Source organism: Actinophytocola sp. (assembly GCF_045807065.1).
In the GTDB taxonomy this organism is placed as follows: domain Bacteria; phylum Actinomycetota; class Actinomycetes; order Mycobacteriales; family Pseudonocardiaceae; genus Actinophytocola.
Genome location: NZ_JBJMIE010000653.1, coordinates 1 through 26,172, shown reverse-complemented (window position 1 = coordinate 26,172; position 26,172 = coordinate 1). Strand labels below are relative to the sequence as shown.

The 26,172-nt window shown below is 67.8% G+C and carries 27 protein-coding genes; 12 read left to right on the top strand and 15 right to left on the bottom strand.

What is annotated here, in order from left to right; genetic code table 11:
- The 15 genes from ACJ73U_RS38485 to ACJ73U_RS38415 all read right to left on the bottom strand — a co-directional run.
- A partial coding sequence (locus ACJ73U_RS38485) for a DUF4192 family protein (RefSeq protein WP_407782702.1) occupies nt 1-461 on the bottom strand: 461 nt, incomplete at its 3' end.
- 128 nt (nt 462-589) lie between these two features.
- Nucleotides 590-784: a hypothetical protein gene (locus tag ACJ73U_RS38480; protein WP_407782701.1), complete on the bottom strand. Its 195-nt coding sequence runs from the start codon at nt 782-784 to the stop codon at nt 590-592.
- 103 nt (nt 785-887) lie between these two features.
- Nucleotides 888-1,823 carry a bifunctional DNA primase/polymerase gene (locus ACJ73U_RS38475; RefSeq protein WP_407782700.1) on the bottom strand — a complete coding sequence of 312 codons (936 nt, stop codon included), beginning with the start codon at nt 1,821-1,823 and terminating at the stop codon, nt 888-890.
- Between the two features lie 8 nt (nt 1,824-1,831).
- Nucleotides 1,832-2,722, bottom strand: a complete 891-nt coding sequence (locus tag ACJ73U_RS38470; protein WP_407782699.1) for a DUF2637 domain-containing protein — start codon at nt 2,720-2,722, stop codon at nt 1,832-1,834.
- A 152-nt stretch (nt 2,723-2,874) separates the two neighbouring features.
- Entirely contained in the window at nt 2,875-3,696 is an 822-nt protein-coding gene (locus ACJ73U_RS38465; protein WP_407782698.1) for a hypothetical protein, read from the bottom strand.
- Between the two features lie 84 nt (nt 3,697-3,780).
- Nucleotides 3,781-3,960, bottom strand: coding sequence for a hypothetical protein (locus tag ACJ73U_RS38460; RefSeq protein WP_407782697.1), 180 nt, complete (start codon nt 3,958-3,960; stop codon nt 3,781-3,783).
- A 297-nt stretch (nt 3,961-4,257) separates the two neighbouring features.
- Complete coding sequence (locus ACJ73U_RS38455) at nt 4,258-4,488, bottom strand: hypothetical protein (protein ID WP_407782696.1); 231 nt, start codon at nt 4,486-4,488, stop codon at nt 4,258-4,260.
- Between the two features lie 68 nt (nt 4,489-4,556).
- Nucleotides 4,557-5,360, bottom strand: a complete 804-nt coding sequence (locus ACJ73U_RS38450) for a hypothetical protein (RefSeq protein ID WP_407782695.1) — start codon at nt 5,358-5,360, stop codon at nt 4,557-4,559.
- A 158-nt stretch (nt 5,361-5,518) separates the two neighbouring features.
- The gene (locus tag ACJ73U_RS38445) at nt 5,519-5,773 is read right to left on the bottom strand and encodes a hypothetical protein (protein ID WP_407782694.1); all 255 of its coding nucleotides are present in this window, start codon (nt 5,771-5,773) and stop codon (nt 5,519-5,521) included.
- A gap of 101 nt (nt 5,774-5,874) precedes the next feature.
- Nucleotides 5,875-6,093: a hypothetical protein gene (locus tag ACJ73U_RS38440; protein ID WP_407782693.1), complete on the bottom strand. Its 219-nt coding sequence runs from the start codon at nt 6,091-6,093 to the stop codon at nt 5,875-5,877.
- Nucleotides 6,094-6,160: 67 nt separating this feature from the next.
- Nucleotides 6,161-6,586: a hypothetical protein gene (locus ACJ73U_RS38435; RefSeq protein ID WP_407782692.1), complete on the bottom strand. Its 426-nt coding sequence runs from the start codon at nt 6,584-6,586 to the stop codon at nt 6,161-6,163.
- 509 nt (nt 6,587-7,095) lie between these two features.
- Nucleotides 7,096-7,662, bottom strand: coding sequence for a hypothetical protein (locus tag ACJ73U_RS38430; RefSeq protein WP_407782691.1), 567 nt, complete (start codon nt 7,660-7,662; stop codon nt 7,096-7,098).
- Between the two features lie 164 nt (nt 7,663-7,826).
- Nucleotides 7,827-9,443 carry a ParB N-terminal domain-containing protein gene (locus tag ACJ73U_RS38425; protein WP_407782690.1) on the bottom strand — a complete coding sequence of 539 codons (1,617 nt, stop codon included), beginning with the start codon at nt 9,441-9,443 and terminating at the stop codon, nt 7,827-7,829.
- Nucleotides 9,444-9,825: 382 nt separating this feature from the next.
- The gene (locus tag ACJ73U_RS38420; protein ID WP_407782689.1) at nt 9,826-10,143 is read right to left on the bottom strand and encodes a hypothetical protein; all 318 of its coding nucleotides are present in this window, start codon (nt 10,141-10,143) and stop codon (nt 9,826-9,828) included.
- A gap of 223 nt (nt 10,144-10,366) precedes the next feature.
- Entirely contained in the window at nt 10,367-10,837 is a 471-nt protein-coding gene (locus ACJ73U_RS38415; RefSeq protein ID WP_407782688.1) for a hypothetical protein, read from the bottom strand.
- A gap of 658 nt (nt 10,838-11,495) precedes the next feature.
- On the opposite strand from ACJ73U_RS38415, the gene ACJ73U_RS38410 reads away from it, so the two are divergent.
- The 12 genes from ACJ73U_RS38410 to ACJ73U_RS38355 all read left to right on the top strand — a co-directional run bounded on the left by ACJ73U_RS38410 (nt 11,496) and on the right by ACJ73U_RS38355 (nt 25,895).
- Nucleotides 11,496-12,374, top strand: coding sequence for a hypothetical protein (locus ACJ73U_RS38410; protein ID WP_407782687.1), 879 nt, complete (start codon nt 11,496-11,498; stop codon nt 12,372-12,374).
- Nucleotides 12,310-12,738 carry a hypothetical protein gene (locus ACJ73U_RS38405; RefSeq protein WP_407782686.1) on the top strand — a complete coding sequence of 143 codons (429 nt, stop codon included), beginning with the start codon at nt 12,310-12,312 and terminating at the stop codon, nt 12,736-12,738. The genes ACJ73U_RS38410 and ACJ73U_RS38405 overlap by 65 nt, the downstream gene beginning before the upstream one ends.
- A gap of 70 nt (nt 12,739-12,808) precedes the next feature.
- Entirely contained in the window at nt 12,809-13,504 is a 696-nt protein-coding gene (locus ACJ73U_RS38400; RefSeq protein ID WP_407782685.1) for a hypothetical protein, read from the top strand.
- Nucleotides 13,505-13,592: 88 nt separating this feature from the next.
- Nucleotides 13,593-15,620, top strand: coding sequence for a hypothetical protein (locus ACJ73U_RS38395; RefSeq protein ID WP_407782684.1), 2,028 nt, complete (start codon nt 13,593-13,595; stop codon nt 15,618-15,620).
- 35 nt (nt 15,621-15,655) lie between these two features.
- Nucleotides 15,656-17,140: an SCO6880 family protein gene (locus ACJ73U_RS38390; protein ID WP_407782683.1), complete on the top strand. Its 1,485-nt coding sequence runs from the start codon at nt 15,656-15,658 to the stop codon at nt 17,138-17,140.
- 188 nt (nt 17,141-17,328) lie between these two features.
- Nucleotides 17,329-18,714, top strand: a complete 1,386-nt coding sequence (locus ACJ73U_RS38385; RefSeq protein WP_407782682.1) for a hypothetical protein — start codon at nt 17,329-17,331, stop codon at nt 18,712-18,714.
- Between the two features lie 41 nt (nt 18,715-18,755).
- The gene (locus ACJ73U_RS38380; RefSeq protein ID WP_407782681.1) at nt 18,756-20,528 is read left to right on the top strand and encodes a type IV secretory system conjugative DNA transfer family protein; all 1,773 of its coding nucleotides are present in this window, start codon (nt 18,756-18,758) and stop codon (nt 20,526-20,528) included.
- On the top strand, nt 20,525-21,367 hold the full coding sequence (locus ACJ73U_RS38375; protein ID WP_407782680.1) for a hypothetical protein: 843 nt from the start codon (nt 20,525-20,527) through the stop codon (nt 21,365-21,367). The genes ACJ73U_RS38380 and ACJ73U_RS38375 overlap by 4 nt, the downstream gene beginning before the upstream one ends.
- Nucleotides 21,367-21,585 (top strand): hypothetical protein, encoded by a 219-nt coding sequence (locus tag ACJ73U_RS38370; RefSeq protein ID WP_407782679.1) that lies wholly within the window; start codon nt 21,367-21,369, stop codon nt 21,583-21,585. The genes ACJ73U_RS38375 and ACJ73U_RS38370 overlap by 1 nt, the downstream gene beginning before the upstream one ends.
- A gap of 6 nt (nt 21,586-21,591) precedes the next feature.
- Nucleotides 21,592-22,647: a C40 family peptidase gene (locus ACJ73U_RS38365; protein WP_407782678.1), complete on the top strand. Its 1,056-nt coding sequence runs from the start codon at nt 21,592-21,594 to the stop codon at nt 22,645-22,647.
- Nucleotides 22,648-22,719: 72 nt separating this feature from the next.
- On the top strand, nt 22,720-24,900 hold the full coding sequence (locus tag ACJ73U_RS38360) for a hypothetical protein (protein ID WP_407782677.1): 2,181 nt from the start codon (nt 22,720-22,722) through the stop codon (nt 24,898-24,900).
- A 446-nt stretch (nt 24,901-25,346) separates the two neighbouring features.
- On the top strand, nt 25,347-25,895 hold the full coding sequence (locus ACJ73U_RS38355) for a hypothetical protein (protein WP_407782676.1): 549 nt from the start codon (nt 25,347-25,349) through the stop codon (nt 25,893-25,895).
- The last annotated feature ends 277 nt before the right edge of the window (nt 25,896-26,172 follow it).

Here is a 26,172-nt window from a genome sequence, read left to right as displayed (position 1 = left end):
GTGCCGGTGCAGTGCGGGTCGGTGTAGGAGTGCCATGTCCGTCCCTGTTCGACCCGGTCGACCCACACCGTGAACTCCAGGACATCGAGCGAATCGGCCATCCGCTGCAGCTCGGCCACGAGCGCGTGGTGCGGCAGCGCGGGCAAACTGTCGGTTCGATCCGCACGCGCCAGGTTCGCGCTCGCTGGACTTGGGGCTGGGCTGGTGTGGTCGGTGCCGCCGACGACGACCGTGACCATGCTGGAGATGCGTTGTGTGGTCATGAGCGTGCGCAGTTGCTCCACAACGGTCGCGGGGTTCGTCAGTTGAGTGAGGTCGATCCTGATCGTGGTACGCAGGGTGGGGTGGGGGGTGTCGGTGAACATGATGACCACGGCGGAGTCGGATGGGGTGAACCCCAGCAGGCCGGGGATGGCGGCGATGAGCTCGCCAGTCTCGCTGAATTGGATGGAACTGGCCACGTTATGTGCTCCTCACGCGTTGCAGGGCAATAAGAACATCACCATCCACACAGGACGGAAGAAATGAGAGATAGGGACCCACAGGTCACACGGCGGATCCAGCATGCTGATCAAACCGGTGCTGGTGTTCAGCCGGGGAAGGCACGGAACAGGTTGCGGCACACCATCACCATGATCTTGACGGTGAGTCGCACCGTGAAAATCACCGCTCCGACAGCGAAGACGACGATCATGCCGATAGCGAGGGCGATCAGCCAGAAGAAGATGGCGACCGCACCAACGGGAACGGGCAGCCGTGAACTGCGGTGAGTGATGGCCTGCACGGCAAGTCCTCTCATTTGTTCACAGTGGAGTCACGGGGATTCGGTGTGCCGGACGTGTTTGCGCGGTCTGGCACACCGAGCACGCCGGTGGGTGTGGAGTCGGTTAGCTAGCGAGGCTGCGTCCTCGCTCCGCGCCGGCTCGTAGGCCGTCCTCGATCGTGCGGATGTCTTTGCGGGACAGGCGACCGCGCCAGCGACTGGCGGCGGCGTGGAGGCAGTCGCGGGCCTCCTGCGCGTCGAGGTCACCTCCGCCGACGAGCCGGCCGAGCGTGTAGGCCGCACGAATCAGCACATGGTGGCGTTCCCCGGACGGGGTGGCGGCGACCTTGTCGTGAATCGTCTGCAGGTAGGCGTTCTTGCGGACCTCGCTCACCGCCCCCGCCTGATACCACCCCGTCGGCGCCTGGTCCACTGGGGGTTCCAGGAACGGTGGCGGGAGCAGGAGCGGCACGAGCCACGCGGGCAACGCCGCGATGGGCCGATCGGCCACTAGGTCGTAGCGTCCCTGCGGGCGCAGTGACCCGGCGGCGACGACGTAACCGCCGCTGCCGCGGCTGTCCACGCGCCACCCCAGCCGCGCCACGGTGTTGCGCAGTTCGACCAGCGGCGGGGCCCCGAAATACAGGTGGAACCCGCCGGAAGGCGTGCGTACCGCGTAGGTGTCGCCGGGGAACGGCTGGCCCGCGCGGCCGGCCACGCGGGCCAGCACATCCCAGCCGTCCCGCGCCCCGGCCCACTCCCGCGGAGGCATCGCGTCGTGCGCGGAGTCCAGGTCGAGCACGTGCAGACCCGACCGGCCGGCGGCGACCCCGATGTTCAACGGCCAGTTCCGCCACCAACGCCGGATCAGCTCCGGATCTCGGGTCGCCCGCGCTTCCCAGCCCTGATGCCCGTGCGCGCACACCCCGAGGCCAGAACACTGGTCCGCGCCGTGCAAGGCGGGCACCTTGGTCCGCGGCCACAACGGAAACACGAACATCCCTTGCTCGGCGGTGTGCAGCGCGACCCGCAACAGGAACCGACTATCCACTTCAGCCACGCGCCGGCTCACGAGTCGGCTTCCGGGCCGGCGTCTGGGCCGTGGTGGAGCATGGCGAGGTCGAACTGGGTCCCATTCCGGGTCCCGTCGCCAACCCTGTTACCTGCCCCGTCTCGGGCCTCGGCCAGTAGCCGGTCAGCGCGGCTGGTTCCCATGTTGAACATGGCCATCACGCGGCGGCGCGGGAGCGGATCGCCGTTCTGCGCGTGCTCGCGCAGCGCCGCGACCACGACATCGTCAGGCACGCTGGGCCTCGGCCCCTTCCTGGAGCCGCGTGCCTTCGACCCCTTCCTGCTACGGCGTGGACTCGGCCTGGGCACCGGTACCGGGTCCGGCGGTGGCTCCGGTACCGGCGAGCCGGCCACGTCCGTTGCTGACACAAGGTCAGGGTGTTCGGTGAAGGGAGACTGGTCGGTGGGGTGAGGCTGGTCGGGGCGCGCGGTCGGGTCCGACACTGGTACCGGTACCACTGTGTCGGCCACCGGTCCGCTCATCGTGTCCGTGTCCGTGTCCGGATGGTCCCGCGGGGCCTGCTCGGTGGTCGATATCGATGTCCGTGTCGGGGTGTGGGCGGTGTGGGCGCCGTGGCGGTGCAGGGTGAGCAGCAGGGCGGCCAGCATGAGCGGCGGGACGGCACCGAGGACCGCCGCGCCGGGACCGATGTAGAGCCAGTCGACCACGTTCGCGGCGAGCGAGAGCGCGACAGCGAACAGCGCGAGCCACTTCGCCGCGCGTTTGGCCGGCGAGTTCGACATCCACAGGTCCATGCCGACCGCGGCGACCGCGTCCAAACAGAGCGGGTAGAGCCACGACAGCGCACCGAACCCCCACCGCTCGGCGAGGTTGCGGGTACTGACGTAGGAGATCAGCCCAGTGTCGGCGATCGTAATGAAGGCCATGATCCGCAGCCGAGTCCGTTGACTGATATGCAAGACGAACCGTGAAGAAAACCTGCGCACACAAATCCCCCTGTTCGGAAGGACACAAAAGAATGGCCAGCTCAACCCGCGAGCAGCGCGCGTGTGCGCGTCTGCGGGAATACGGGGAGGTGTTACGGGAGGGCCGGCCAGCCGAAGACCATGTGGGCCGCGTATCGGACGGCGTGGCCGTGGCGGGCGTTGATGACGCTGGTCGCTGTCTCGGCGACCCACTCGTTGCCCTCGTAGTCGTAGTAGGCCGCCCGCACCTTGTCCTCGTAGACGCCGAACAGGTCATCCACGTACCGGTCGATACCGTCGAGATCGCCAGCGTCGTAGCGGCCGCCGTCGGGTGAACGGGCGTCGTCGGGAACAGCGATGTCCAGGTCACGCGCGAGTTGACGCAGCTCTGAGGGGAGATCGAGCCGGATCCAGGCGTCCCAGGCCGCCTCGGCCAGCTCGATCAGGTACTCGACGTGCGTGCTGTCGTCGATATACAGCTCCTCGAGCGTCGTGGTCATCGCGTCGACCACCTGGTCGAGCCGTCGGATCGCCTCGCTAGAGCGGTCCCGGCTGGTGTCCTCGGTGGTGATGAACGCGGACAGCTCACCGAGCCGCACCTGCGCCCGCGCACCGCGATCCCCGATGCTGCGGACAATCGTGACGCCGGGCAGGCGGGCCAGGGCGCGCAGGTTGGCCGCGTCCGCGTCCGTGCCGTGGATGTCGCTGTAGGACACCAGGACGATCTCGACCGGATCGATCACCTCGCGGTCCCCGTCCAGATCGGTGCGGCTCACCCGGGCACCATCGGCGAGGACCAGCGCGCGAACCTGGTCCTCACTGGGCATCGACTCACCGCCCGCGCGGATTCCCAGCGGTGTTCGGACATGTGGTCCGCGGGTACTCGCCGCCTCGATGCGCGGGTGGTCGAGCAGAATGCTGAACAGCTCGACCACCTGATCCAGCTGAGCCGAAGTAAGGTCCAAAGCAGACATAGATGTGTGCCTCCGTATAACCGAAAGGTTCGGGAAATGAGATGGTCACGGCGCCTGCGGCAGGCCGACAGTTCCGGTTCCACTGACGGTTGACACCGTGCGTGCGAGCTGCCGGAAACTGATGCTGGTAGTGCGGCCGTCTCGATAACGGATAAGATATCCGGTGGCGGTGGGCTGCACGTGCGCCAGCCGGCCGTCCTTGTCTCGGTAGATGCGGTCAGCCATGACACTGTTCCTTTGCGACAGAAGAGAAGTCCCCCACCGGCGACCGCAGCCAGGACTGAGAACAGGGGAAGTACCTGGGGTTGCGTGCCAAGGGGGTTGGGCCCCTGGTTGTGGGGCGCGAAGGGCGGCAGCCACGCAAGCCGCGGCGGGTCAAGCCGCCCTCTCCCCGGAACGCGACGGACACTCGGGTGGCGCGGCTTGACCCGCCGCGGTGGCGTGGCAGCATGCGCACGCCCCACACCCAGGGGCCAGCCCCAACCAGATCAGTCTCGCCGGGACCTGGAGTTGGTGACCTGGTCAGTGCCGTTCACGGTGCCCACAGGTGCTGCGGTGCGCGGCCAGCCACTGCTCGGCCGAAGTCAGATGCCCGCTGGCCGCGAGTAGCCCGGCGAGCACGTTGACCTCGTCGCAGGTGAGAGCTTCAGCGAGATCGCGGGCGAGGCCGGCATCGGCGAACACCTCAGTGAACACGGCCACCGGGTCGTACCGCGCCGGCGCGGGAGGAAGGAGGAAGAAGTCGTCGGACATCGGTCTGGTTCCACCGATCGACACGGAATCATCAAGGAAACCACCGCGACTATGCGGCGGTGATCGGGTCAGGCGGCGAGCAGAGCCAACTGCCCCTGCTCGTCCGGCGGCGGCAGCCGCAACTCGCGCGACGTGCGGCGCTCGGTGAAGTCGCACGTCACGATCTCGACCGTGGGACGGACACCGCGCCAGCCGGGGTAGATCGCGGTGTCGATGCCGCAGTTGAACTCCAGCACGATCCCGGTCTGCTGTGCGAACCGTAGGTACTCTGCGCTGCGGTCCCACCGGTGGTCCGGGGTTCCGCTGTAGCGGAACGGGGCGGAGGTCTGCGGCACCAGGAACACGCCGCGCCGGGCGAGATCCGCGGCCACGTCGATCACGTGGTACTCCGTGCACCGTCCCGTGTAGCGGGGGCCGCGACCGGACCGCGGGGTCCGACCAAACGGCGGATTGCTGACCGCGACATCGAAATCGCGGAGGTCATCGGGAAGGGCGAACAGGTCCGCGCAGATCCACTCGGCCTCGGGCAACACCCGACGGCCCACCGCCACGTACTCCGGATTCCGTTCCACACACACAATCTCAACGTGGGGCGGGCTCAGGTAACCGGCGACCATGTTGCGGTACGCGGCCCACGCCAGCGCACCGATCCCCGCACCGAGATCAATCAGCCGCACCGCGCCACTGACGTACAGGGCAAGGTCCTTGGCCAGATCCAGTGGCGTGAAGAACGCACCGGCGAGCGTGGTGACCGTCGTGCTGTTCTGCGACTCCTGCCAGTGCCGCAACACAAACTCGCGCTCCTGCACAGTCAGGGGACGCTGGGTCGCGAGGAGATCGCAGGCACGCTGGTGCGCCTTCGCAGCCGCCATAGTCAACTTCATGCCCAATGTGTCACTGTCCTCTCTGAATGTCCTCTCACGACGCTGAGCCGTCCCGTCCCGCGCGGGACGGGACGGCTCAGTGGGTCGGGGGCCTCGCGCTTTTGAGGGGTACATGCATGGAGCGAGCGCCTAGCAGAGTCCCCCGTTCAGGGATCGAGGATTTTCCGGATGCGGTTGACCGAGATGGTCTTGCGATCGGGTGGTTGGTCGAGCGTGTCCCGGAGAGCGGTCAGCCGCTCTGCGGCGTCGGCGCCGTCCGGGTCGAAGAAGTCCTCGCACTGGCCGAGAAACGAGTCGATCCAGTCGTCGAGGAGCATCCGCTGCCCCATGTCGCCGGTGACCCAGCCATGTACGCCGTGCTCGTCGAGGAACCTCGCCAGCTCACGCTTGGGGTGGAACAATCCACTACCTCCTTTCGGTACTGGTGGAAGCCGATCTGGCCGCTCGTGCCCGCCGGTGGGTTTGTCGGGCTCGTAGAATCCCCGGCGCGCGGATACGGGTGTTAGGTGGCGGGCGTCGTCGTGGATGGGCCGTTGAGGGACAGGCGAGCGACGGACTCGACGGTCACGGTGGCCGGACCGCAGTGAAGGTTGTCCAGCACCGCGCTTCCCTCTGCCCCACCGTGTTCGATCACGTGGTCGACCGCGTCGGCGGGGTTCCACGCATACAGCGTGGTCTTACGACGTTGTGTCTCCACGACCGTGACGCGATAGGTGCTCATGCCAGGCTGATAGGTCGCGCGATCAGCTGACATCACATGGTCTCCTTTCTGTGGCCGTCGACCGGTGTCATGCCGCCTGTCGACGGATAACGGGCTGTTTGCTGTGGCCATGGGTGGCGTCGTGCCAGGCGTGGAGGCGGGCGAGGTTGGCGTCCGGCGCGTAGGTGAGGAACGTGCCGTCGACGGAATCCACGCCCCGCTCAGCGGCTAGCACCCACCGTTGCCGCGAGTTCACTCGTCCCATATGGACTGTCTTCCCGCGAGCGTGGGCCTCGCCGATCAGATCCGTTGCGGCAGCGCCGAGTTTCCACCGCGTGCTGCCGCCGATGAACAAGGTGTCGAACGCATTCCAGGGCACCCGATTGCGTTCCAGACCGTCCTGGGCGACAAACGCGGCCGGCAACCCGAAGTCACGGATCCGCGGCAACCAGGGCCGCGACCGCGTCAGGGTGGCGGCCGCGTCGGCGACAACGTCCGGTGCGGTGACGAACAAGCACCGCGCCCCGCAGCCGAGATGGGATTGGACCCAGTCCCACCACCGCTGTGTGCCGGGCCAGCCCTGTCCGTAGCAGCCATTGTCCAGCGCAAACCACGCGCCCGGCACCGGGGCGCGCCCCTCGGCCGGCGTGCACATCTGCCCGAGCCAGCCCCCCGTCCCCATCACTGCCCGAATACCGGGTGAGCTCGCGTTGGCGAGATACCGAATCCGATCCCCGCCTGCACGCCCGGTCCCGGCAGCGAGCAGCCACCGCCGAGGGCGACATCGAGCTTTGTCACAACCGACGCCACCCGCACGGCGTGCTCGGTCCTGTTAGCCGGAACGAGCGCCCGTATGATGTGCGGGCGATCGTGGAAGTCCTTGGCATCCAAGGAAATAGATCCTTCCGTGGAGTACCCCCGACCTGAGTACCGCCGAAGTGGTGGTGAACAGATCGTGAGTGGCGTAGCGGACACGAGAAGAATCGGGCGGGGTGACACCGTGCCCGATGTGCTGGTGCGCGGCTATGCCGCTTCGGCCACCGTGGAGTACTGGCACTGCACGGGTTCGCCGTGGTGTCGACCGTGGCAGTCGATGGCGCCGAGTGTGCGGTCCTGGACGGCCAGTTTGCGGCGCATGGTGGCTTCCAGATCGTCGATGGTCGAGCCCTCCAGAACCTCGTGCGCCTGCTGGTGTTCCGCGAAGAAGTTGGGTTTGTCGGGAAACGCAGCCACCCACATCCGGTGGTACAAGCCGGCCGCCGGTGAGGTCAGCGGAGCGAGCTGGCTGGAATCACAGCACGCGCAGCAGATTTCGGCGGCCGTGCCGGGCCGGGTGTCCCTGCCGGCGGCCACCCGCTCCAACAGCTCGCGACAATGCGACCGGTACACGAACTCGGTGTCCATCAGCTCATGGGTCGGCTTGAGAAGCAGAAAACTGTGGTAGAGCGTGTCCGCCTCGGCGGGGTGGCCCCGACGGGCCTGGGCGATCTCGTCTTCGGCCCACTCCATCTGGCCGAACACACCTGCCAAGTCGTCGGTAATGCCCCGCAGGAGGTCAGTGATGCTCGCGACGGGCTTGTTCTGGGACATGCGAACTCCAGCGTGCAGAAGTCAGCGGGTGTCCGGCCGAGGACGGGACTCGGCCGGACACCCGCTGGGGTGAGTGATAGGCGTTCTTGCCCGGAAAGCCGGGCCGGCAAGGTCGGCGGTGTCAATCCGCCGTGTCGATGCGCCGTGCCGGTTGGTGGGCCAGGTCAGGCAGCGATCAGCTCGTGCTCGTCGAACTCGTTCTCGCCGTCACCGGGGTTCACCTCGGTCTCGAACTCGGTCGCTGGCTCGGCGTCGGTCTCACCATCCGAGTCGTGGTCGGGATCGGCGCCCTCGTCGAGGTCGTCGGAGGTGTCGTCGGGGTTGGCCGGGGAACCGTCCGGGCTGGCGCCTGGGGCGGCAGCGGCGGTCTGGAGGTGTGGCCAGTCCTTCGCGTCCGCGTCGGGGTCGAGAACGAGCCGTCCTGCCATGTTCGCTGAGTAGCCCCAGTCCTTGAGCAGCGCGAAGTACGCCTTGTCGTCAGTGTTGGGGCTGCGCCAGGTGTTGACTGTGTGCTTGAGGTCGTAGCGGATTTCGAACGCGGCCAGCATCATCGCGATCTCCAGCCGGAGGGCCTGGTCGGCGGTGGCGCGCTTGGCTTTGGCCACAATCGGGTGCGCACGTCCGTTACGGGCCTTCTTCAACCCGAGCAAGGTAGCGGCGAAGTCCTTGCTCGCACGGGTCTGCTCGACGCCACTCTCGACCTGGGCGATGATGAGGCGCTGGTGGGCACGCGCGGGCAGGTCCTTGCCGGCCAGCAGGTCCTTGATGAACTTGCGGCGCACCGGAATCGCGGCCCGCCACTTCTCGTTGTTCGCGCGCACCCGGCGCCCCTCCTGGAGCTCCGCCCAGGTGCGCTTGCCCTTCCGTGGCCGCGACCCGGAGCCACCGGAGACCGCCCAGGTATCGCGGTGACCGTGCTGAGCCCACTGGTAGCACACGACCTCGACCTCCGGGTCGTCCCCACCGTAGCCACGGGTCACCGTGACGGCGTGCCCAGGACAGCCGGCGTGCGCGTCCGTGGTGAGCACGGTGTTGTCGGTCGCGCTGACGCGTAGACGCGACAGCCGCAGCGCCTCCCGCGCCTGCTCAGCGTCGAGGACGGTGACCCCCTCGGCGCGCAACTCCTCAGCGCGCGCGTCGCGGGCCGCGAGTGCCTCGCGCGTGAGCAGCAGTTCGGACACGACGTGGTCGAACTGGTCGGGTTCCTCGTCCAGGACCTGGTTGAGCTGGTCGGTGGCCTCGGGGTCGTCCTCGAACTCGGTGAACGCGGCGAGCTGTTCCAGCGTGAGCTGCGGGTACCGCTCCAACGCCTCGGCCGCCTGCGCACTGGCGCGGACACGCCGTCCCGCCTTCACCGTCTCCTGCGACACGGTGAGCTGGGTCGCGATGTCCTCGTCAGTCAGTCCATCGAGGGCCATCTGCTCCAGGATCTGCGCTTTCTCCCCGGTGGTGAAGCCAGTCCGGATCTCGTTGGCGATCCACTGATCCCGCAACCGCACCCACAACCGTGGATCGGTGCAGTCGGTGACCAGGACGGGAACCTTCGGGTGCTTGTCGACGGCCAGCCGCGCGGCGAGAGTGCGCTTGTGGCCATCACGTACGCGCCTCTTCCCGTCCCCGGCCGGGTTAGCGATCACCGGCACCAGCACACCGTGCTCGTCGACACTGTCACACAAGACCGGGTCCTCGGCCTTGATGTCGGCGATGATGCGGGAGTTCTGATCAACCAGCAGCTCGGCGGGATCCATCAGTTCGAACCACGCGTTGTCCCACATGGACATAGAGATCGGCGTCCCTTCAAAAGCGGAATCACGGAGCCCGTCACCCACAACGAGAAGGCAATCCGATCACTCTGGTGCCTGTGCCACACCGCGACGTTCGTGCGGCGCTGGCCCCGTGTGGGAGGGGCGCATCCGCCAGGGCCGGCGCCGCAGCGGTTGTCAAACCCCCGCTTTTTGGGGGTTTGACAACCGCGAAGGGGTCGGCCAGGATGCGTCGCCCCCTCCCGCACGGGGTAGCGCCGCACGCCATCACCGATTCCCACTCCGCTGCGAGACCTCCGTCAGCGCAGCCGAGTAGTTCGCCTGAACATTCACTGTGGACAGTCGGTACGGTGCGATCCCATGGTGGGCACGCCAGTCACCGCGTGTGGGGTCGCCGACGTCAGTGACCTGTGGGAGGGCCGTCCATGTTGACTCGGGGACGCGCGCCGGTGCCGATGGCGGTGATGTAGATCGTTCCGGCGTGCACGGCGAGGGTGTGCTGGATCCCGTATACCGCGACGCAGCCACGCCGGGATGCCTCGCGGCCGAGGTTCTCCAGGACTTCTGACAGCAGGGTCTGCATCTGGTGGACATCGCCTTCAGCGCCGCTGGTGCACACGATGACCGGGTCGTGGCTGGCCTCGACGTCGTAGGGCATCGGAGTGGTCACGAGGGTGGCGTACTGGGCGATGTTGCGCGGCACGTACGAGTCTGGCATCGGAGCGGCGTGGTGCTCGCTTGTCGGTGGTGGTTGCCATCCCTGGGGCGGGGGCGTGGGCTCACCAGTCCGGTCTCGGCGGTCATCACGGTCGCCACGGCGGTGAAACATGATGCTCCTAAACGCTCCAGGGCTGCTGATCACGTGGGTGCGTGCAAGGCCGGTTGCGTCCTGCGCCTGCTCCCCTCGGGGGTGGAGGACGCGATGCGGTGAGGGGAGATGGCTAGTCGGGGTTGGACCGCCGCCGTTCCTGTTGTCGTGACAGGTGCTGAAGGAGGTTGACGACGAGGTCGGTGTCCTCCGGTTCGAGGTTGGCCAGTTTGCGCACGGAGATGCCTTTGGCCTCTAGTTGGTCGGCCAAGCTGGCGATCTCGCGTAGTTCGCGGAGAATCTTGACGTCGTCCTCGATGCCCAGCAGGTAGTCGCGGGTATGGCCGAAGAACCCGGCGACCGCGTCGAGTCGTGCGGGGTCAGGAGCGGAGATCGTCGCATCGCGGAGCTTGGCGATCCAGGTCCGGTGGACCTTCTGGCCAGTGACCGCGGTGACGTGCTCGGCGACTTCCTCGTTGGGGAGCTTGCGCCCGTGCGCACGCCGGTACTGGTCGAACAGCGCGTTGAGGTTGTGCGCGATCTCTTCCGACGGGGTCGGTGATGACCGCGCCGTCGTGCCGCGCTCGTCCACGGACTCGTCCATGGGGTCCCCCTTCAGCGACGGTAGGTGGGAGGAGGACACCAGCCAAAATGTCGCGACCCCTTGACATTCTGATGATGTCACCTATTCTCGTCTTGTCGGATGGTACACGGTCGCAACATCACAGGTAAAGCGGCCTGCGTGTACCCAAGCGCGTGGTTCGTCGGGGGAGGCGGCCGCGTGCCCGCGACGCGAACACTGGCACGCGAGATGGGGGAATGAGATGAACGTGGATGAGCTGCCCGCACTCGAGCAGGGCGCCAGCACGGTCCCCGGCGTGCCGGGTATGCGCGACGACCGGTACGCGCAGCGTCGGTCCGACACCCCCGGTGCCGGGTGGCAGGACGATGCCCCCTGTCCTGTCACCCGGCACGCACGCACACTCGAGCACTCGACATCCCGTCGAGAACAATCACCCGGCCGCACCCCTAGTTCCGGCGATGGACTCGGCGATGGATTCGGTGTGCCCGTACTGCGGCACGCCGCACCCTCTGGTCCTGACCACGAGCGTCCCCACCGAGACCGTCCACAGCGGGACCGTCCGGAACACGGTGAGCCCGGCCAGGGCGATGGGAGTGACGGGAACCGGGACCGTCCGCGCGCGTTGGGTGCGTCGGAGCGTCGGGATCAGCCGGGCGGACGGGCCGGTGGTGCGTGGGCGATGCCTCGGGGCTGGCCGGCCAAGCAAACCCGGGCGCTGTGGGCGTGGATGGCACAGTCCCGGCCGCCGGTGCGGGTGTTGCTCGGCGGCGCGGAGGGCGGGGTGGGCACCAGCACGGTGACCGCTCTGCTCGGCGAAATGGTCGCCGCGTCGTCGCCGGGGCCGACCGTGATCGCGGACCAGTGTGGCGCGGCGTGGAACGCGTTGGTGCGGCGGCTGGTGGGCGAGCAGGCGGGCATGCCCGCCGCCCAGGTCGCCGACATGCTCGGCTACGGCGCGAGCGCGGAACAGATCCGGGCAGTCGCGCCCACCACGTCCGCCGGCGCCGTACTGATCGACGACGGCCACGGCTATCACCGGCTGGGCGACATCGCCCGGCTCGCGCGCACCACGTGCGGCACCCTGGTGGTCGACGGCGGCCGGGTCGACGGCGTGTTCACCGCACGGCTGGATATCCGTCCGGTGGTCGTGGTGGTCGGCCGCGCCGATGTCATCGGCGCGGAAGCAGTGTGCGCCGCCGTCGAGTTGCTCCACCGAACAGCACCGGGAGTCGAGCCGGTGGTGGTGCTGTCCTCCGTAACCACAACAGGAGCCACACCATCCTCACTGCCCTCGGCCGCCGCGGCGCGGCGCCGAGTACAGGCCGCCACCACCTTGGTGACGGCCGCTGGAATCACCCATCTGGTACACCTCCCCCACGACGCACGGCTGGCCTCGGGGCAGCCCCTGCGTCTGAACCAGGTGGGCAAGTCAACCGCACTCGCGGGATTGCGCCTGCTGTCCCGCATCGTCACCGTGATGGGGGAGGCACATCGTGCTCACCGAGATACTCAACCAGGCCGTCCAGCTGCTACCACCACTGGACAACCTTCCACCTGAGGGCCACCTGCACGTTCATCAGCACGCCCACCACATGGGGGATGTGGTGCTGGGCCAGCAACCCACACCGACCCCACCCACACCGACACCCGGTGGGCCGGACTTCTCGAAAATCACCCCCGATGCGCGTGGTGTGCCGAAATCCGGCGTGATGTACACGATCGGCCAGGTGATCCTTTTCTTCGGTCTCGGGATTTCCTTTGTGGTGTTGCTGGCCGGGATCGTGACGTGGGTCGGCGGCCACCTGGCCGGCGGCATCCACCTGTCACAGAACGCCAAGTCAAACATGTTGCGGGCCGGGTTCGGCGGGATCCTGCTGACCACCGCCGGTGGCTTGTGGACGTGGATCACCTCCATATCCTGACCATCCCATAAAGAATCCATATTACCCCATATTTCTCGACATTTCTTCGATATCAGGGGGGAGATTTGTGGTGCGCAAAAACACCATCACCGTGGGCTACAGCCCACCCGGCTCACACCGGCGGCTGCGCTGGATCGCCGCGACAGTGGGCGTGATCGTCGCCGTCGGACTGCTGGCGGGAAGTTTCGTGGTCGGCCGTGCGACGGCACCGGGAGCCGAGTCGGTCCGCCCGGTGGCGGGATCGGCTCTGCGACACGGGATCCCGGTACCGGACCGCCACACGCCGGCCGGCGCGGCGACCGCCGCCGCCAACTTCCAGATCGCCGGCTTCCGGGTGAACGCCGGCACGCTCGACGCCAGCACCGCGGTCGCCGTCCTGTTGTCGGATGACGCGGACGAGAGTGCGCGGGCAGTGCTCGCCACCCCGACCACGGACGTCGAGCAGCTACGGCAGACGCGATCGTCCTTCGCACCATTGTCCACAGTGGTGACCGGGTACGACAGTTCGCGGGCGACCGTGCAGGTCTGGGGCGTGTCCACCACGTCATCCCGGGTGAGGCCACAGCCGGGCGGCACCGAGACCTGGGGACGGTCGACGGTCGAGCTGACGTGGGCGGGTTCCCAGTGGCGCGTGCGCACCCAGGACTACGAGCGGGGTCCGTGGCCGGTGCGCTCCGACGAGCGGCTCACCGACGCCGACGGTGATTTCAGCTTCCGGTTTCGCGAGTTGACCCAGCAGGGATGGAGCTATGTTCCCGAGCCGTGACCACACCCGACAGGCCAAGGCGCGCCGCCTGGCCGGTGCGGGCCGGAGCCGACAACGTCGCGTCCACCCGCGACCACTCATAGGTGACGTGGACTTAACGGCCGAATCGACGCGGCGCAGATTCTGGGTACGTCTGGCCACCACCCTCGTGCTGGTCGTGGCTGCGATGCTGCCCTCCGCACACGCCGTCGCGGATCCGGTCGATCCGGCGAGCGTGCCGGCGAACCTGCGGCAGTACGTGCCAGACAGCGCGGAGTGGCTGTCATCACCGTGGATGACCGCCGAGTCCTGTCGCGACCACGGCGGTGACTGGTCCACCTACGCCGCCTACCTGATCAAGGACTTCCCCGAACTGTTGCAGTTCTTCCAACCGGACTTCGCGGGCACGGACGCCAACGCCGGAGCACGCAAGGATCTCCTGCTCCGCGGCTACCGCGATCTCGCCGCGAACCTGACTGTGCCCAGTGGATACTGCGTTGACCAGGTGAAGGCGTGGGCGAAGCCGAACCCGCAGTTCCAGCCGTTCGGGTTCGAGTGGGGCAACGTCGACAACATGGGCGACCACGGCGTGCGCCCCTGGTCAGGCTGCAGCAGCACCGACACGTTCGACGCCGTAGCACCCTGCCGGGGCTTCTACCTGTCCTGCGACGGCGCGATCACCCAACAGGAAGACCAGACCTGCCAAGCCTGGAACGCCTTCTCCGACGACTACGTCCAGCGCATGAACACGGTGCTACGCAAGGCATTTACCCAGTACCAGGCGGTTGGCGACGGCAGTGGCATGGTCGAAACCTGTATTGGCTGCAAGAGCCCGGCCGAGTTGGCTCAGGAATTCTTGAACTGGGTGGCCAAGACGGGGATGGAGCAGGTGGTCAGCTTCATCGTCTCCGGCGTGACCAAACTGTGGGGCGTCTTTCTGCGCATCGCCACCGATTACAGCGCACCGCAGCTCACCGGCGTGGCGTTCGCCTCGGTCTACAACCTCGTCGCCGGCGTCGCACTCGCGTTGGCCTTCCTCGGTTGGCTGGTCACCCTCGCCGGCTCCTGGCGGCGCGGACAGCTCCAGTACTCGCTGTTCGGCGGCATCAAAGCCGCCGCCGGAGTCACCTTGGCCGGAGTCGGGGCGATCCTCATGCTCCAACTCGCCAACGACTGCACGAAGGCGCTGCTCTCGGCCGGCGGCGACATCATGAACCAGGCCGACTTCACCGGCAGCCTGGCCAAGGTCAACCCGCTCGTGGCGGTGGTCGCGGGCATCGCGATCGGCATCAGCCTGATCTTCGCCATCATCTTCCTGGTCATCAACCCCGCGCTCGTGCTGATGTGGGCGCTAGCGGGATCGCTCGCAGCCGCCGGTCAGGTCCATGCCGCCACATCCGGCTGGGTCTGGAAGTGGAGCGGCCGACTCACCGCCTTGGCCTGGGCACCGTTCGTCATGGTCGCCGAGATGCTGTTGTCGCAGGGCCTGCTGTTGCCCCTTGACCCGGGCGAGGACCCCGTCGAACAAGTCATCGACGTGGGCCAAGGCCTGACGTTGTGCGTGCTGTTGTTCCTGTGCCCGTGGCTGTTGTGGGAACTGGTCGATTTCGTCGGCGACCGCATCGGCGGCGCCGCCGCCAGTGGCGGTGTGGCAGGTCGCGTGGCCAGCAGCGGCAGCACCCGCGGCGCCGCCATGGCCGGCGGCGCCGTGGGCACCGCGGTACGCGCGATGGTCGCCGGCGCCCAGGCGATCGGCCGCGGCCGGTCCGGAGAAGACAGCAGCGCGAACACCGGTGCCGGGAGCAGTGGCGGACAAGGTCGGGGCCGCTCCTCCCCCGCAACACCACCCCCCGACAGCCAGAAGCCGCCGTCAGCAGGCACCGGAACAACGCAGCCATCGGGGACGGAGTCACGCGCAGAGGACGCGTCCACTCCGATGACCGTACGCGGAGGTGGCGGCGGTGATGACGGCATCCCCAGCGTGCCGAGTGTTCCTCCGCCAGCCAACCGCGGACGCGTCGTGGCCAGTGCGCCACCCCGACGCTCCACGAACGGCTCCAGCGGCCCCAGTGGCTCAACGGTCAGTAGCGGCTCGGGCGAACGCGAATCGTCCAGCCCGCCGCCCATTTACGAGTAACGCGTTCCAAGGAAATGAATCGAAGGGGGAAGTCTGTGGATGAGGAGTACACCTTTCCGCCACGCCGTACCAACGGCGTGATCGGGCGGATGAGCCTGGGGCAGATCGTGGCGATCGTGGCCGCCATCGCCCTGCCGTGGTGGGGAATCCAGACCGGATCACCGATCACCTTCGCGGTCTTGCTGGCCGCCGGTGGAATGCTGGTATGGGCGGCGTTCCTGCGTGTCGGTGGCCGCCAGGTCACTGAATGGGTAAGGCCAGCCGTCGCAGCGGCGTGGTCGCGGCTGCGGGGCACACATGTGTATCGGGGTGCGGTGTTCGGACCGAACAGCCTGCAGCGCGAGATGGACCTGCCCGGGGATCTGGCGTCGATGCGGATGCTGTCCGCGCCGAATCCAGATGGCCGTACCCGGGTCGGGCTGGTGCTGGATGAGCAGACCCGCACGGTCACGGCGGCGCTGCTCACCCAGGGCACACCGATCATTCTCGAGGAGTCCAGCGAACAGACGGCACGGCTGGCCGATTGGGAAGCGGTGATGGAGTCCACCTGCGACGAGGACAGCGCTATCGCGCGGTGGCAGTTGCTGTTCCGGTCGATGCCGGACAGCACCAACATGGCCCAACAGTACTATGTAGACAACGTCGTCGACCGGGACACGCTACCCGCGCAGGCGCTGCGGGAACTGGTCGCGCAGGCCGCGCCGACCGCGCAGCGGCACGAGGTCTTCTTCACGGTCGCGTTCCACCTGGACCGGCTCGCCAGCGACATCAAAGCTGCCGGTGGGGATGACGACGCGATCGGTGTCGTCGTGGTCGAACGGCTCACCGAGCTGCAACGGCAGGTCGCGGAGGCCCGGATCCCGGTCAGCGGCTGGCTGTCTCCGGCGCACTACGCGGCGGTGATCCACACTGCGTTCGACCCGGAATCGCTGCCGCTGTATGACCTGCAGTCCACGGGGGATCACGAGTTGGACCCCCGTGTCGCAGGTCCGAGCGCGACTGAGCGGCGGTGGCGGTGGTACCTGCACGACTCGGCGGTGTCGAGCACGATCTGGGTGCACGAACTCCCCCGTCGCCCCGTGAAGGCGAACTGGCTGACGCCGCTGCTGCAGCAGACCGACGTCCGGCGCTCGGTGTCGCTGGTGGTGGAGCCGTTACCGCCCTCGCGAGCGGAACGGTCGATCAACAACCAGCGCTTGGCGGCGGCTGGCTCGATCTACATGAAACAGAAACACGGCCTCGTGGTCGATGCCCGCACGCAGAAGGAACTCGAGGCCGCCTACCGCATGGACGACGAGCTGGCCGACGGGTCCGGGTACTTCCGGTACACGATGCTGGTCTGCTGCACCGCGCCTGATGCTGACCGGTTGCGGCGCGCGGTCACCTCGGTGCGCCGGCGCCTGACCCGGATCCGGTGCTCGACGATGGTGCTCTACGGCGAGCAAGACCAAGGGTTCTTCGCCGGGGCCTTGCCGCTCGCACGCGGGCTGTCCCCGATGCGGGGGTTGACCGGATCATGACCCGCGCCCAACCACCAGCAGACCGACCATCACACCGAGCGTCGGACCGGGATCCGGCCGGATTCAACCTCCGTCGCGCGCGAGGCTCCCGCGCGGAGCGCCGCGACCGACGCCTCGCTGCGGGAGATGGGCTGCGGCGGGATCGGCTTGGCGCGCACGGCCTGGCGTCCGGGCGGCTCGCGCACCGGATGCGGCTGCCCGCGCACACCGCGAGCAGCGGGGTGCTGCGGACCTGGTATCCGTGGATCATGGACCCCGGTCTCGGGGTGCCGGGCGCCTACATCGGCGTCGATCTCTACAGCCGTGCGAGCTTTCTGTTTGATCCGTGGGAGCTGTATGCCGCTGGCGTGATCACTTCACCGAACGGTGTGATCATCGGCGAGATTGGGTCCGGCAAGTCCGCGCTCATGAAGTCGCTGATTGTGCGGTTCTTGGCGGCGGGTATTCCGTTCTCCTGGGTGGACATCAAGGACGAGTACACCGATCTCGCCCACCACCTCGGCGTCGAACCCCTCCGGCTCGGACCAGGGCTGGGCGTGCGACTCAACCCGCTCACCGCACCCCGCCGTCACACCAGCCAAACCGAGGCGGAGTGGCTGGGCGCGGTCAAAGCTCGCCGACTGTCCCTTCTGGAGGGACTGATTCATGTGCGGCTGGACCGGCCGCTGTCCATGACCGAACGCACCGCGGTCGAGTTGGCGTTGGACACCTGCACCGGGCAGCTGCGTGGCAGCGCCCGCGCCCAGCTCGCGCCCGCCTCGTTGCCGGGCGTGGTCGCCCAGCTCACCGCGACCGACGCGTGGCGGGACGAGCTCGCCGATCGCGGGATCACCGCCGCACAGTTGCTCGACGAGTCCCGCGACGCCCGCCTGGCACTGCATGGCCTCGTCGGCGGCGCACTGGCTGGCATGTTCGACTCCACCGAGGACAACACCCGGTTCCTCGACTTCGACGCGCCCGGCACGATCGTCAATCTGCATGCGGTGCGTGCGGACCAGGCCGTGACCGTGATGGCGATGGTGTGTGCGCAGTCGGCGATGGAAGCCGAACTGATGCGCCCCGACGCCCGCCGCCGGCTGGTCGGCTATGACGAAGCCTGGCTGGCCATGCGCTACCTGCCGCTCCTGCGGCGGTTTCAGGCCCAGTTCAAGTTGGCGAGGATGTTCGGCATCGCCAATCTGCTGGCCGCGCACCGCTTGACGGACTGGAGTGCCAGCAGCACCGGTGACCCCACCGGTGATTCCGAAGCCGCGCGCCTGGCCAGAGGGTTGTTGGAGGACACCGGTTTCACCATCGTGTACCGGCAGGTCGAAGCCTCTCTCCCTCTCACCCGCGACCTGCTCGGTTTGACCGATGTGCAGAGCGCGCTGCTGCGTTATCTGCGCAAGGGCACCGGGATGTGGCTGCTCGGGTTGCGGGCGTTTGTGGTGCAGCACTGGCTGTCCAGCATCGAGGAACCGTGGGTGCAGACCGATTCCCGCATGCACGCCACCCGCGGCCGCGACGGGCTCGACGAGCTGTCCGACGAGGAGTGGGAGGCCCTGCTCGACGAGCAAGCCGGGGTCGAGCCATGAGCCGCCGAGCGACATCACCAGCGACACAGCGTCGGCAGGTTGTGCGCCGGCTCCAGCGCGAAGAACTCGCCGGGCTGACGCTTCTCGCGCTCGTGGCCATCATCGCGTCCTTTGGGCTGGCCGGGCAGCTGACCGCGTTCGTTACCGGGCATGGCTGGCCGTCCTGGCGCGGGCACAGCCTCTCCCCCGCGCTGAACGTGCTCGCGCACCCCGGCGACCCGATGCGCGGCTGGCCCGACATCCCCAACCACGAGACCGCGCCAGCGCTGTTGTTCTGGTCGATCGCCGGTCTCCTCCTGGCCATGCTCGCCGTCGCGGTGATCGTGGCGACCCGGCTGGTTCGTCGCCACCGCGGGGCCCCGGGGTTCGCCTCGCGCCGTGACGTGGAACGCCGGCTGGGTGAAGCGGTCGTGCGCGAGCAAGCGCCTCGGCTTCGTCCACACCTGGTCCGCACGACCCCACGGCCGACAGCGGAGCAGGTGGGCACGTTTCGGGGTCGGGACGTGCACACCGGTGTCAACTGCTACTCCACGGTGCGGCAGTCCACCTACGTCGTCGGCCCGTCCGAGTCCGGGAAGACGTCCTGTGTGGTGATCCCGGAAGCATTGGACCACGACGGGCCGCTGCTCGCGCCGTCCAGTCGGGCCGAGGTCATCGCCGCGACCTGGAAAGCTCGCGCGGATCGGGGTCGGGTGTTGTTGTTCGACCCGCTCCAGCAGGCTCCCGCGCTCCCGTTGCTGCGGTGGGATCCGGTGCGCGACTGCACCGACCCGACCGTGGCGATGCGCCGCGCCCAAGCGCTGATGTCCTCGGTGGACATGAGTGGGGTGGAGAACGGCAACGCCTGGAAATCCCGGGGCCAAGCCATCCTGCGCAATCTTCTTCACGCCGCCGCCGTGTCCGGTGGGGACATCCGCACGGTGCTCACGTGGACGTTTGATCAAACCTCGGTGGAGCCGGCGAGCATTCTGCACCGCAGCGCGCTCGCCCCGGAGAGCTGGGCGAGGTTGCAGTATCAGGCGATCCAGACCCCGGAGCGGCAGCGTGCCGGCTACTACATGCCGGTCGAGGGTGCGATGGATCCGTTCATGCACCCCGCTGTGCTGGACACCTGCACTCCCGGCCCGGCCGAGCATTTCGACACGATGAGCTTCTTCTTCAACCAGAGTGGCCAGTCCACTGTGTATCTGTTGGCGCAGCGGAGTCAGGCCGTGGGTGTGCTGGACCTGCTGGCCGCGTTGATGGACGACATCGTGCACCACGCGCGCGACCTCGCGCAGTTCAGCGACAACAACCGGCTCGACCCGCCGCTGAAGTTGCTCGTTGATGAGGCGCCGAACACCGCCACTCTCACCCAACTCCCAGATCTGATCTCCGACGGCGGTGGACGTGGAATTCCGACCACGATGGTCGTGCAGGACCGTGCCCAAGCCGTCGACCGGTGGGGAGCCGCCGCCGCGCAGTCCATGTGGGGCGCCGCGACCCTGCGCATGGTCCTCCCGGGTGTGACCGGGCACGACGAGATCCGGGAAATCGCCGGCTACTTTGAGGAGTACGACGAGGAAATCCCCAGCTTCACCCGCCACGCTGGTGCGGGCTCGTCGGAGCAGTACAGCCTGCGTACCCGTCCTGGCATGTCCCCCGCCGAGGTGCGTGCCCTGCCGGCGTTCCACTCCCTGCTCATCGCCGCCGGCGGGTTGAAACCGGTGCTCACCGAGCTGACCCCGTACTGGCAGCGCCCCGACGCCGCCGCCACCGCGGCGGCCGAGCGGGAGTTCTACGACGCCCTCAACGACGGACGAATCCTCACATGACCACACCACCCCACAACCCACCAGACCGTCCACACGCCAACCCCGACACCGACCACCCGGACACCGACAGCCAGCGCGAGCGAACGGCAGCCCGCCGCGAGCCCGGCGGTCGTGATCCGGGCGGTCTGCCGGCGACGATCGCCGACCAAGCCGCGGCGGCGCTCGATGTCTCCGAGCAGGTGCTTGAGGTGCTCGACGACATCGTGCAGCGCCTGACCGCGGTTGAAGAGACCGTCGCCGAGACCCAACGGCGCGGGCCGGAGAGCCGCACCGACTACCGCTTCGAGCTGTACCCGAAGGCCGAGACCGACGCCGACCAGGCCCGCCAAGTCTCACGGGCACGCACGGCGTGGGAGCGGCTCGACGACTGGGTGACCTGGCTGACCGGCACCTACCGACTCACCAGCGTCATCCCGCCCTGCTGGGCCGACCACCCCGCCCTGCGCGAAGAGCTGATCGGCCTGCGGATCGCGTGGCTCGGCGCCTGGTCACCCCGCGCCAGCCACGACGCCATCGTGATCTTCCACGAACGGCTGTGGAACGCCCGCACCCGCCTGTTGGACGGCAACTGGGGCAGCGCCCGCTGCGACGGCCGCCACACCCTCACCCGCACCGACATCAAGACCGACATCCACGCGGACAACGGGACCGACGACCGCGCTGACATCCGCACTGTGACCGGGTTCGACCTCGCTGACGCCTACCGCGCCTGGGTCGAGGACTCACACCGTGACCGTGCACTGCGGATCGCCCGCGATCGCTCCCTCGCGATCGTGCGCGCGAACTGGGTTGACCTGACCGAGCACGAGGCAGGCGATACGAAGGAGGGGAATGAGTGATGGCGCTCTGGACGAACTTCCGGATCATGGAGCTGTTTCGTCGGCTGGCCGATCTGCGGGCGATGCTGGGTGAACCGGACCCGAACGCGGACCCGCAGCTTGTCGCCGAGCTCGCGCGCCGCGACGCCGCCGCGCGGCACCAGGGCCGCGACGCCGGCTACGACCCGACCCACGACCCCTACCTGTCCCACACGGCAGAGCAGGGTCCCGAGGTGTGACCGGTCATGGCCACCACACACAACAGGGCCCGCGCGCTGCGGCTCATGCTCGGCGCGCCCTTAGCGTTCGGGTTGGCCGTGCTGATGTTCCTGATCCTCGCGGTGGTCGTCGACGACGACGAAGCCGGCGCGGACGACGGGATCCAGGGCGTGGCCTGCGCGCCCAGCGGCACCACCGCTACCTCGGTCGGCAACTACGGGCCCGAGCAGATGGGCAACGCGACGATCATCGTCGACGTCGGCACCAGCCGCGGCATCCCGGACCAGGGCATCGTCATCGCGCTGATGGCCGCGATGACCGAGTCCGGTCTGCGCAACCTCGACCACGGGGACCGCGACAGCCTCGGCTTGTTCCAAATGCGACCCTCCCAAGGCTGGGGCACCCCCGCACAGGTCACCGATCCGGTGTACGCGGCGAACAAGTTCTACGACGTCCTGCTCACCGTGCCGAACTGGCAAAGCCTGGCGCCCGGCGCGGCGGCGCAAGCCGTCGAACGTTCCGCCTTTCCCGACCGCTACAACAAACACGAGCAGACCGCACGCCAGATCCTCGGCGCCGTCCGCGGCGTCGGCTGCCCCGCCAACGGCGGCTTGCCTGCCGGCGGTGGGCAGCAGGTCGACCTGCCGGCCAACCCCCGTGCCGAGACCGTTATCAACGCCGCTCTGTCCCAACTGGGCGTGCCTTACGCGTGGGCTGGCGGCACCGCCCGCGGCCCGTCCGCCGGCACCGGTGTCGATCAGGGTGTCGTGGGGTTCGACTGCTCGGGATTGGTGCTCTACGCCTACGCCCAGATCGGCGTCGCCGTCCCCCACCAAACCCAAGCCATCTGGACGACCTTCCAACCCGCCATCCGCGACCCCACCGAGGTCCAGCCCGGCGACCTGATCCTGCTCTCCCGCAACGGTCAACCCGGCGGGATCCACCACGTCGGGATCTTCATGGGCGACGGGAAAGTGGTCCACGCGCCCCAAAGCGGCGACGTTGTGAAAGTGGTCGAAGACATCTGGAAATCGACCTACTGGTCCGGCGAATTTATTGGCGCCGTCCGCCCCGGAGTATGAACAATGCCCGAATTACAACCCGAATTTCGATCCGAATCACGCACACCTGACGAGTCCCGATCCCAACCCGACGTGGATGTCACCGACATCGAACCAATCGATCTCATCGGCGTAGACGTCGAGGAGTACGGATGGCGCTACGACAGATCAAGGACAGCGATAGACGCCTATGTCGAGATTTTCGCCCGCGGAGCAGAGACCCTGGAGTTCGGATGGGCATTCGGCCAGGACCCCGGCAATCCCACCACTCACCTTCTCAGCCCGATACACATCAACGACACAGAATGGCCCGTGTCCTCACCAGCGGACGTCACGAGAGCACTGGACGAAGATCGACGACTCGCCCAGCCACTTCCCACCATCTACGACGCCAGTCCCCGCCGCTACACCCCCGAGCAGCTGTACCAGCTGCGCAGACAGATGGCGGGCCTGGCCCCGGATCCGCCGCCGTGGGACGTGAACTACGAACCCGTCACCCGTTCCGGAGCTGCCGACGCCGGCAGATCCCGCACGCTGGATCTGGACCCGAATCTGCCGCCCTGGGAGATGGACCACGACGGCCTGGTCGTCTACGGCCCGCCGCAACCGCAGGTGATCGAGCCCGGCGACCCCGACTGGCCGCCCTGGCTCTCCACTGAGCCGCTGTGGGATCCACCGTCGCAGGAGGAGTCTGACCCACGACGCGATCGTGAACGCGCGGCTGGCGCGGCCGACGTCGTTGCGGAATTCGGTGGTGAGACCACAGGCGAGCGTCTCGGCCTTGGCACGGACGGTATGGGCGAGGCGCTGGAAGCCGCCAGCGCGGAGGCCACCAACTTACGCGGGTACAGCATCCGGGACCTGGCTGCTGCCATCCGCGATGGCGATCCCTGGACCTGGGGGAACACCGCGCCGAATCCTCCTAGCCCACCGGAGCCTCGGCCGCGGGTCATGCGGGTGACCCTGCCCGACGGCAGAACCGCCTACATGGACGCCCCCGCACCGACAGCCCCTGAGGCGTGGTACAGCCCGGACACGATGCGTGTCGAGCGGGGCGGTGAGGTGCCCGCGTCGCAGCGCTTCGCCGCGATGGACCCCGACCAGGTGCAAGCCGCGCGCGGCTTGCTGCGGGACTACCCCGACACGGTCCCGTTCGACGAAGTGGGCCGCCGCCGTCTGACGCTCGAGGACGTGTCGCTGGTGTACGCCGCGGACATCGGCGATTTGCCCGACGTCACCACGACCGACCCCTGGCGACCACCCGCCGCTGCCCCCTGGCAGTCCGCGACAACCGCACCAGACCCACGACACGATGACCCGCAACGCGATCGTGAACCCGCGGCTGGCACAGCGGACGTCGTTCCGGAACGGGATGGGGCGACCACACCGCAGCGCCCCGGCCCTGGCCCGGACGCCACCGACGGGAACCCGGAGATCACCGCGATCCGCACGGCCCTGGATCGCCTGGTCGAGGGCGAGGTCACCGACCAGGACCTGGCACGGATCGGTCTCACCCCCGACCAGTACGAACGGCTGGTCAGCGGGGATGTCAATGCTGACATCGATCGCGGAGCCGACCAGCACCGCGTGGAGTTCGCCGCAGACGCGGAGAGCGCGACAGCGCATCCGCTACCGGATCGAGAGCAGGTCGATCCGGTGTACGCCAGCCTCACCGGAGAGCACCACGAGACCAATCGTCGCGACGCATACGACGCCTGGACGAACACGGTACGACGCGAATGGGCGGAACGTGATCGTGCGCCGTCGGACACAGGGCCAAGCCCCGCCGCCAACGATGACGCCGTCGCCCTGGACAACGACGGCGATGAACCCGGCTTCAGGCGTCAGGGCCTCGGCGACGACCTCGGCGGCAATATTGGCGGCGACGTGGCTGTGGGCGGGGCACCTACCCGGCCGACACCAACACCCCAGGTGGCGAGCGTGGGCGTACCGAGACTCGGGCTGGCTGACCGGGCCATCCGCCAGGTGATCTCCGACCACCCCGCAGCTGACCCACCGGACAGGTCGCCGGACCGGATCGACCGGTTACGCGACCGGCTGAACGACATCCAGCACACCGTCCACAACTCCGCACGCGAGCGCGCCCCCACCAGCGACGCATCACCTGACACATCGGCACGCCAGGGCGGGCACGTCAGCCCCGACATCAGCGACGGTCTCGACCCGCCGTACGGGTATCCAGCCGACACCGCCACTACAGATCCGCAGTATCAACAATCGGAGATCAACACTGGACCAGAAATCGACATCTAACAACCTTCTCCTGTGATGTAGCGATCACATACAGGATAGAGCGCGCATATCGAAGGACATGGTGTTCTTCGAGCGGATTCGCGCACCCTATAAACCGATGAGCGACAACGCACATCGGATATCTCACATTGCCCAAAACAACAACAGAACAAGCTCGAAAGAAATAGCGCGGAACGGCTTGACATTGTCGCGATGCGAGTGCCAGAGTCGAACTCGTTCGAGTGAATGACTCAAACGCAATCAGCGGAGTCGAAGCAAATACCTCGGACAACACTATTGGGGGAACACTTTCCTTCCCACAGAGATCGTCAACGCAGGGGTGGGCATCGTTTTATGAGCCTGCCTTTCCAGAGGATGTCTCACAGATCCGATCGAGCCCCTGTGAGCACTCGAAAAATTGTCGGTTCTGTCGAGGAAAGTGCGCCACTACGAATGGGGAGAATCGAGTGAAGATCAATCAGCCCGAGCGTGGGAAACAGCGGCGTCGGCCGTTCGTCGGTGTCGCTGTCGTCGGGGCCGCGCTCGCGATGGGTGCCGTAGCGAGCACCGGATCCGGCACGGCGACCGCCGCTCGTGACCAGGCACAGCCGGCCGCCGTCGCGCAACTGGCCAGCGTGGTCAGCACCGATGCCGCGCCGATCAATCTGACCGCGCAGGCGTCCCCCGCGACGGTCAACTACGCCAGCCCGGCGATCGTCAACTACCTCACGCCCAGGGCCCAGACCGCCTCCAGCCTCGCGGCCGCGGATCCACTGCCCGTCAACAGGGTCAAGGTGCGTGACGCTCTGCTGAGGTCTCAGCCCACCAGGAACAGCACGAAGCTCGACGTATCGCAGCCAGGACGGGGGCTCACTCTGTACTGCTGGGTGCCGGGCGGATCTGGCGACGGCGGCCTCATCTGGTTCCGCACGCACCCGTGGGGGTCTCGCTACACCGGCTGGATGCGCGCTGACCTGGTCCACTGGGGCAGCTACCCCAACCCCGGGCGCTGCTGAAGACCTTGGTCGTCGAGCACGCACGGATCCGCCGTACCGGCGAGTCCGCGGCCGCCCAAGTGCTAGCAGCGGCCACCGGCCTCGTCGTCACGTCCCGCCGGTCTCGCCGCCGGCGGGACGTGCCCCGGCCAGCCCTGAGCGCACCAGCCACACGTCGAAAACCGTTCAGCCACCACAACTCCAGGGGGAGAAGTGAACACCACCACCACGTCCACCACCGCCGCGGTGGGCCGCGGCCGTCGTGCCGTCCTCGCCGGCCTCGCGCTGGCCGCCGTCG

Coding starts and splice junctions, on each gene's coding strand:
- ACJ73U_RS38470 (WP_407782699.1), bottom strand. CDS start 2,722: ATGGCCTTCATTACGATCGCCGACACTGGGCTGATCTCCTACGTCAGT.
- ACJ73U_RS38460 (WP_407782697.1), bottom strand. CDS start 3,960: ATGGCTGACCGCATCTACCGAGACAAGGACGGCCGGCTGGCGCACGTG.
- ACJ73U_RS38455 (WP_407782696.1), bottom strand. CDS start 4,488: ATGTCCGACGACTTCTTCCTCCTTCCTCCCGCGCCGGCGCGGTACGAC.
- ACJ73U_RS38450 (WP_407782695.1), bottom strand. CDS start 5,360: ATGGCGGCTGCGAAGGCGCACCAGCGTGCCTGCGATCTCCTCGCGACC.
- ACJ73U_RS38440 (WP_407782693.1), bottom strand. CDS start 6,093: ATGAGCACCTATCGCGTCACGGTCGTGGAGACACAACGTCGTAAGACC.
- ACJ73U_RS38430 (WP_407782691.1), bottom strand. CDS start 7,662: ATGTCCCAGAACAAGCCCGTCGCGAGCATCACTGACCTCCTGCGGGGC.
- ACJ73U_RS38425 (WP_407782690.1), bottom strand. CDS start 9,443: ATGTCCATGTGGGACAACGCGTGGTTCGAACTGATGGATCCCGCCGAG.
- ACJ73U_RS38420 (WP_407782689.1), bottom strand. CDS start 10,143: ATGCCAGACTCGTACGTGCCGCGCAACATCGCCCAGTACGCCACCCTC.
- ACJ73U_RS38415 (WP_407782688.1), bottom strand. CDS start 10,837: ATGGACGAGTCCGTGGACGAGCGCGGCACGACGGCGCGGTCATCACCG.
- ACJ73U_RS38410 (WP_407782687.1), top strand. CDS start 11,496: ATGCCTCGGGGCTGGCCGGCCAAGCAAACCCGGGCGCTGTGGGCGTGG.
- ACJ73U_RS38385 (WP_407782682.1), top strand. CDS start 17,329: ATGCGGCTGCCCGCGCACACCGCGAGCAGCGGGGTGCTGCGGACCTGG.
- ACJ73U_RS38375 (WP_407782680.1), top strand. CDS start 20,525: ATGACCACACCACCCCACAACCCACCAGACCGTCCACACGCCAACCCC.
- ACJ73U_RS38370 (WP_407782679.1), top strand. CDS start 21,367: ATGGCGCTCTGGACGAACTTCCGGATCATGGAGCTGTTTCGTCGGCTG.
- ACJ73U_RS38365 (WP_407782678.1), top strand. CDS start 21,592: ATGGCCACCACACACAACAGGGCCCGCGCGCTGCGGCTCATGCTCGGC.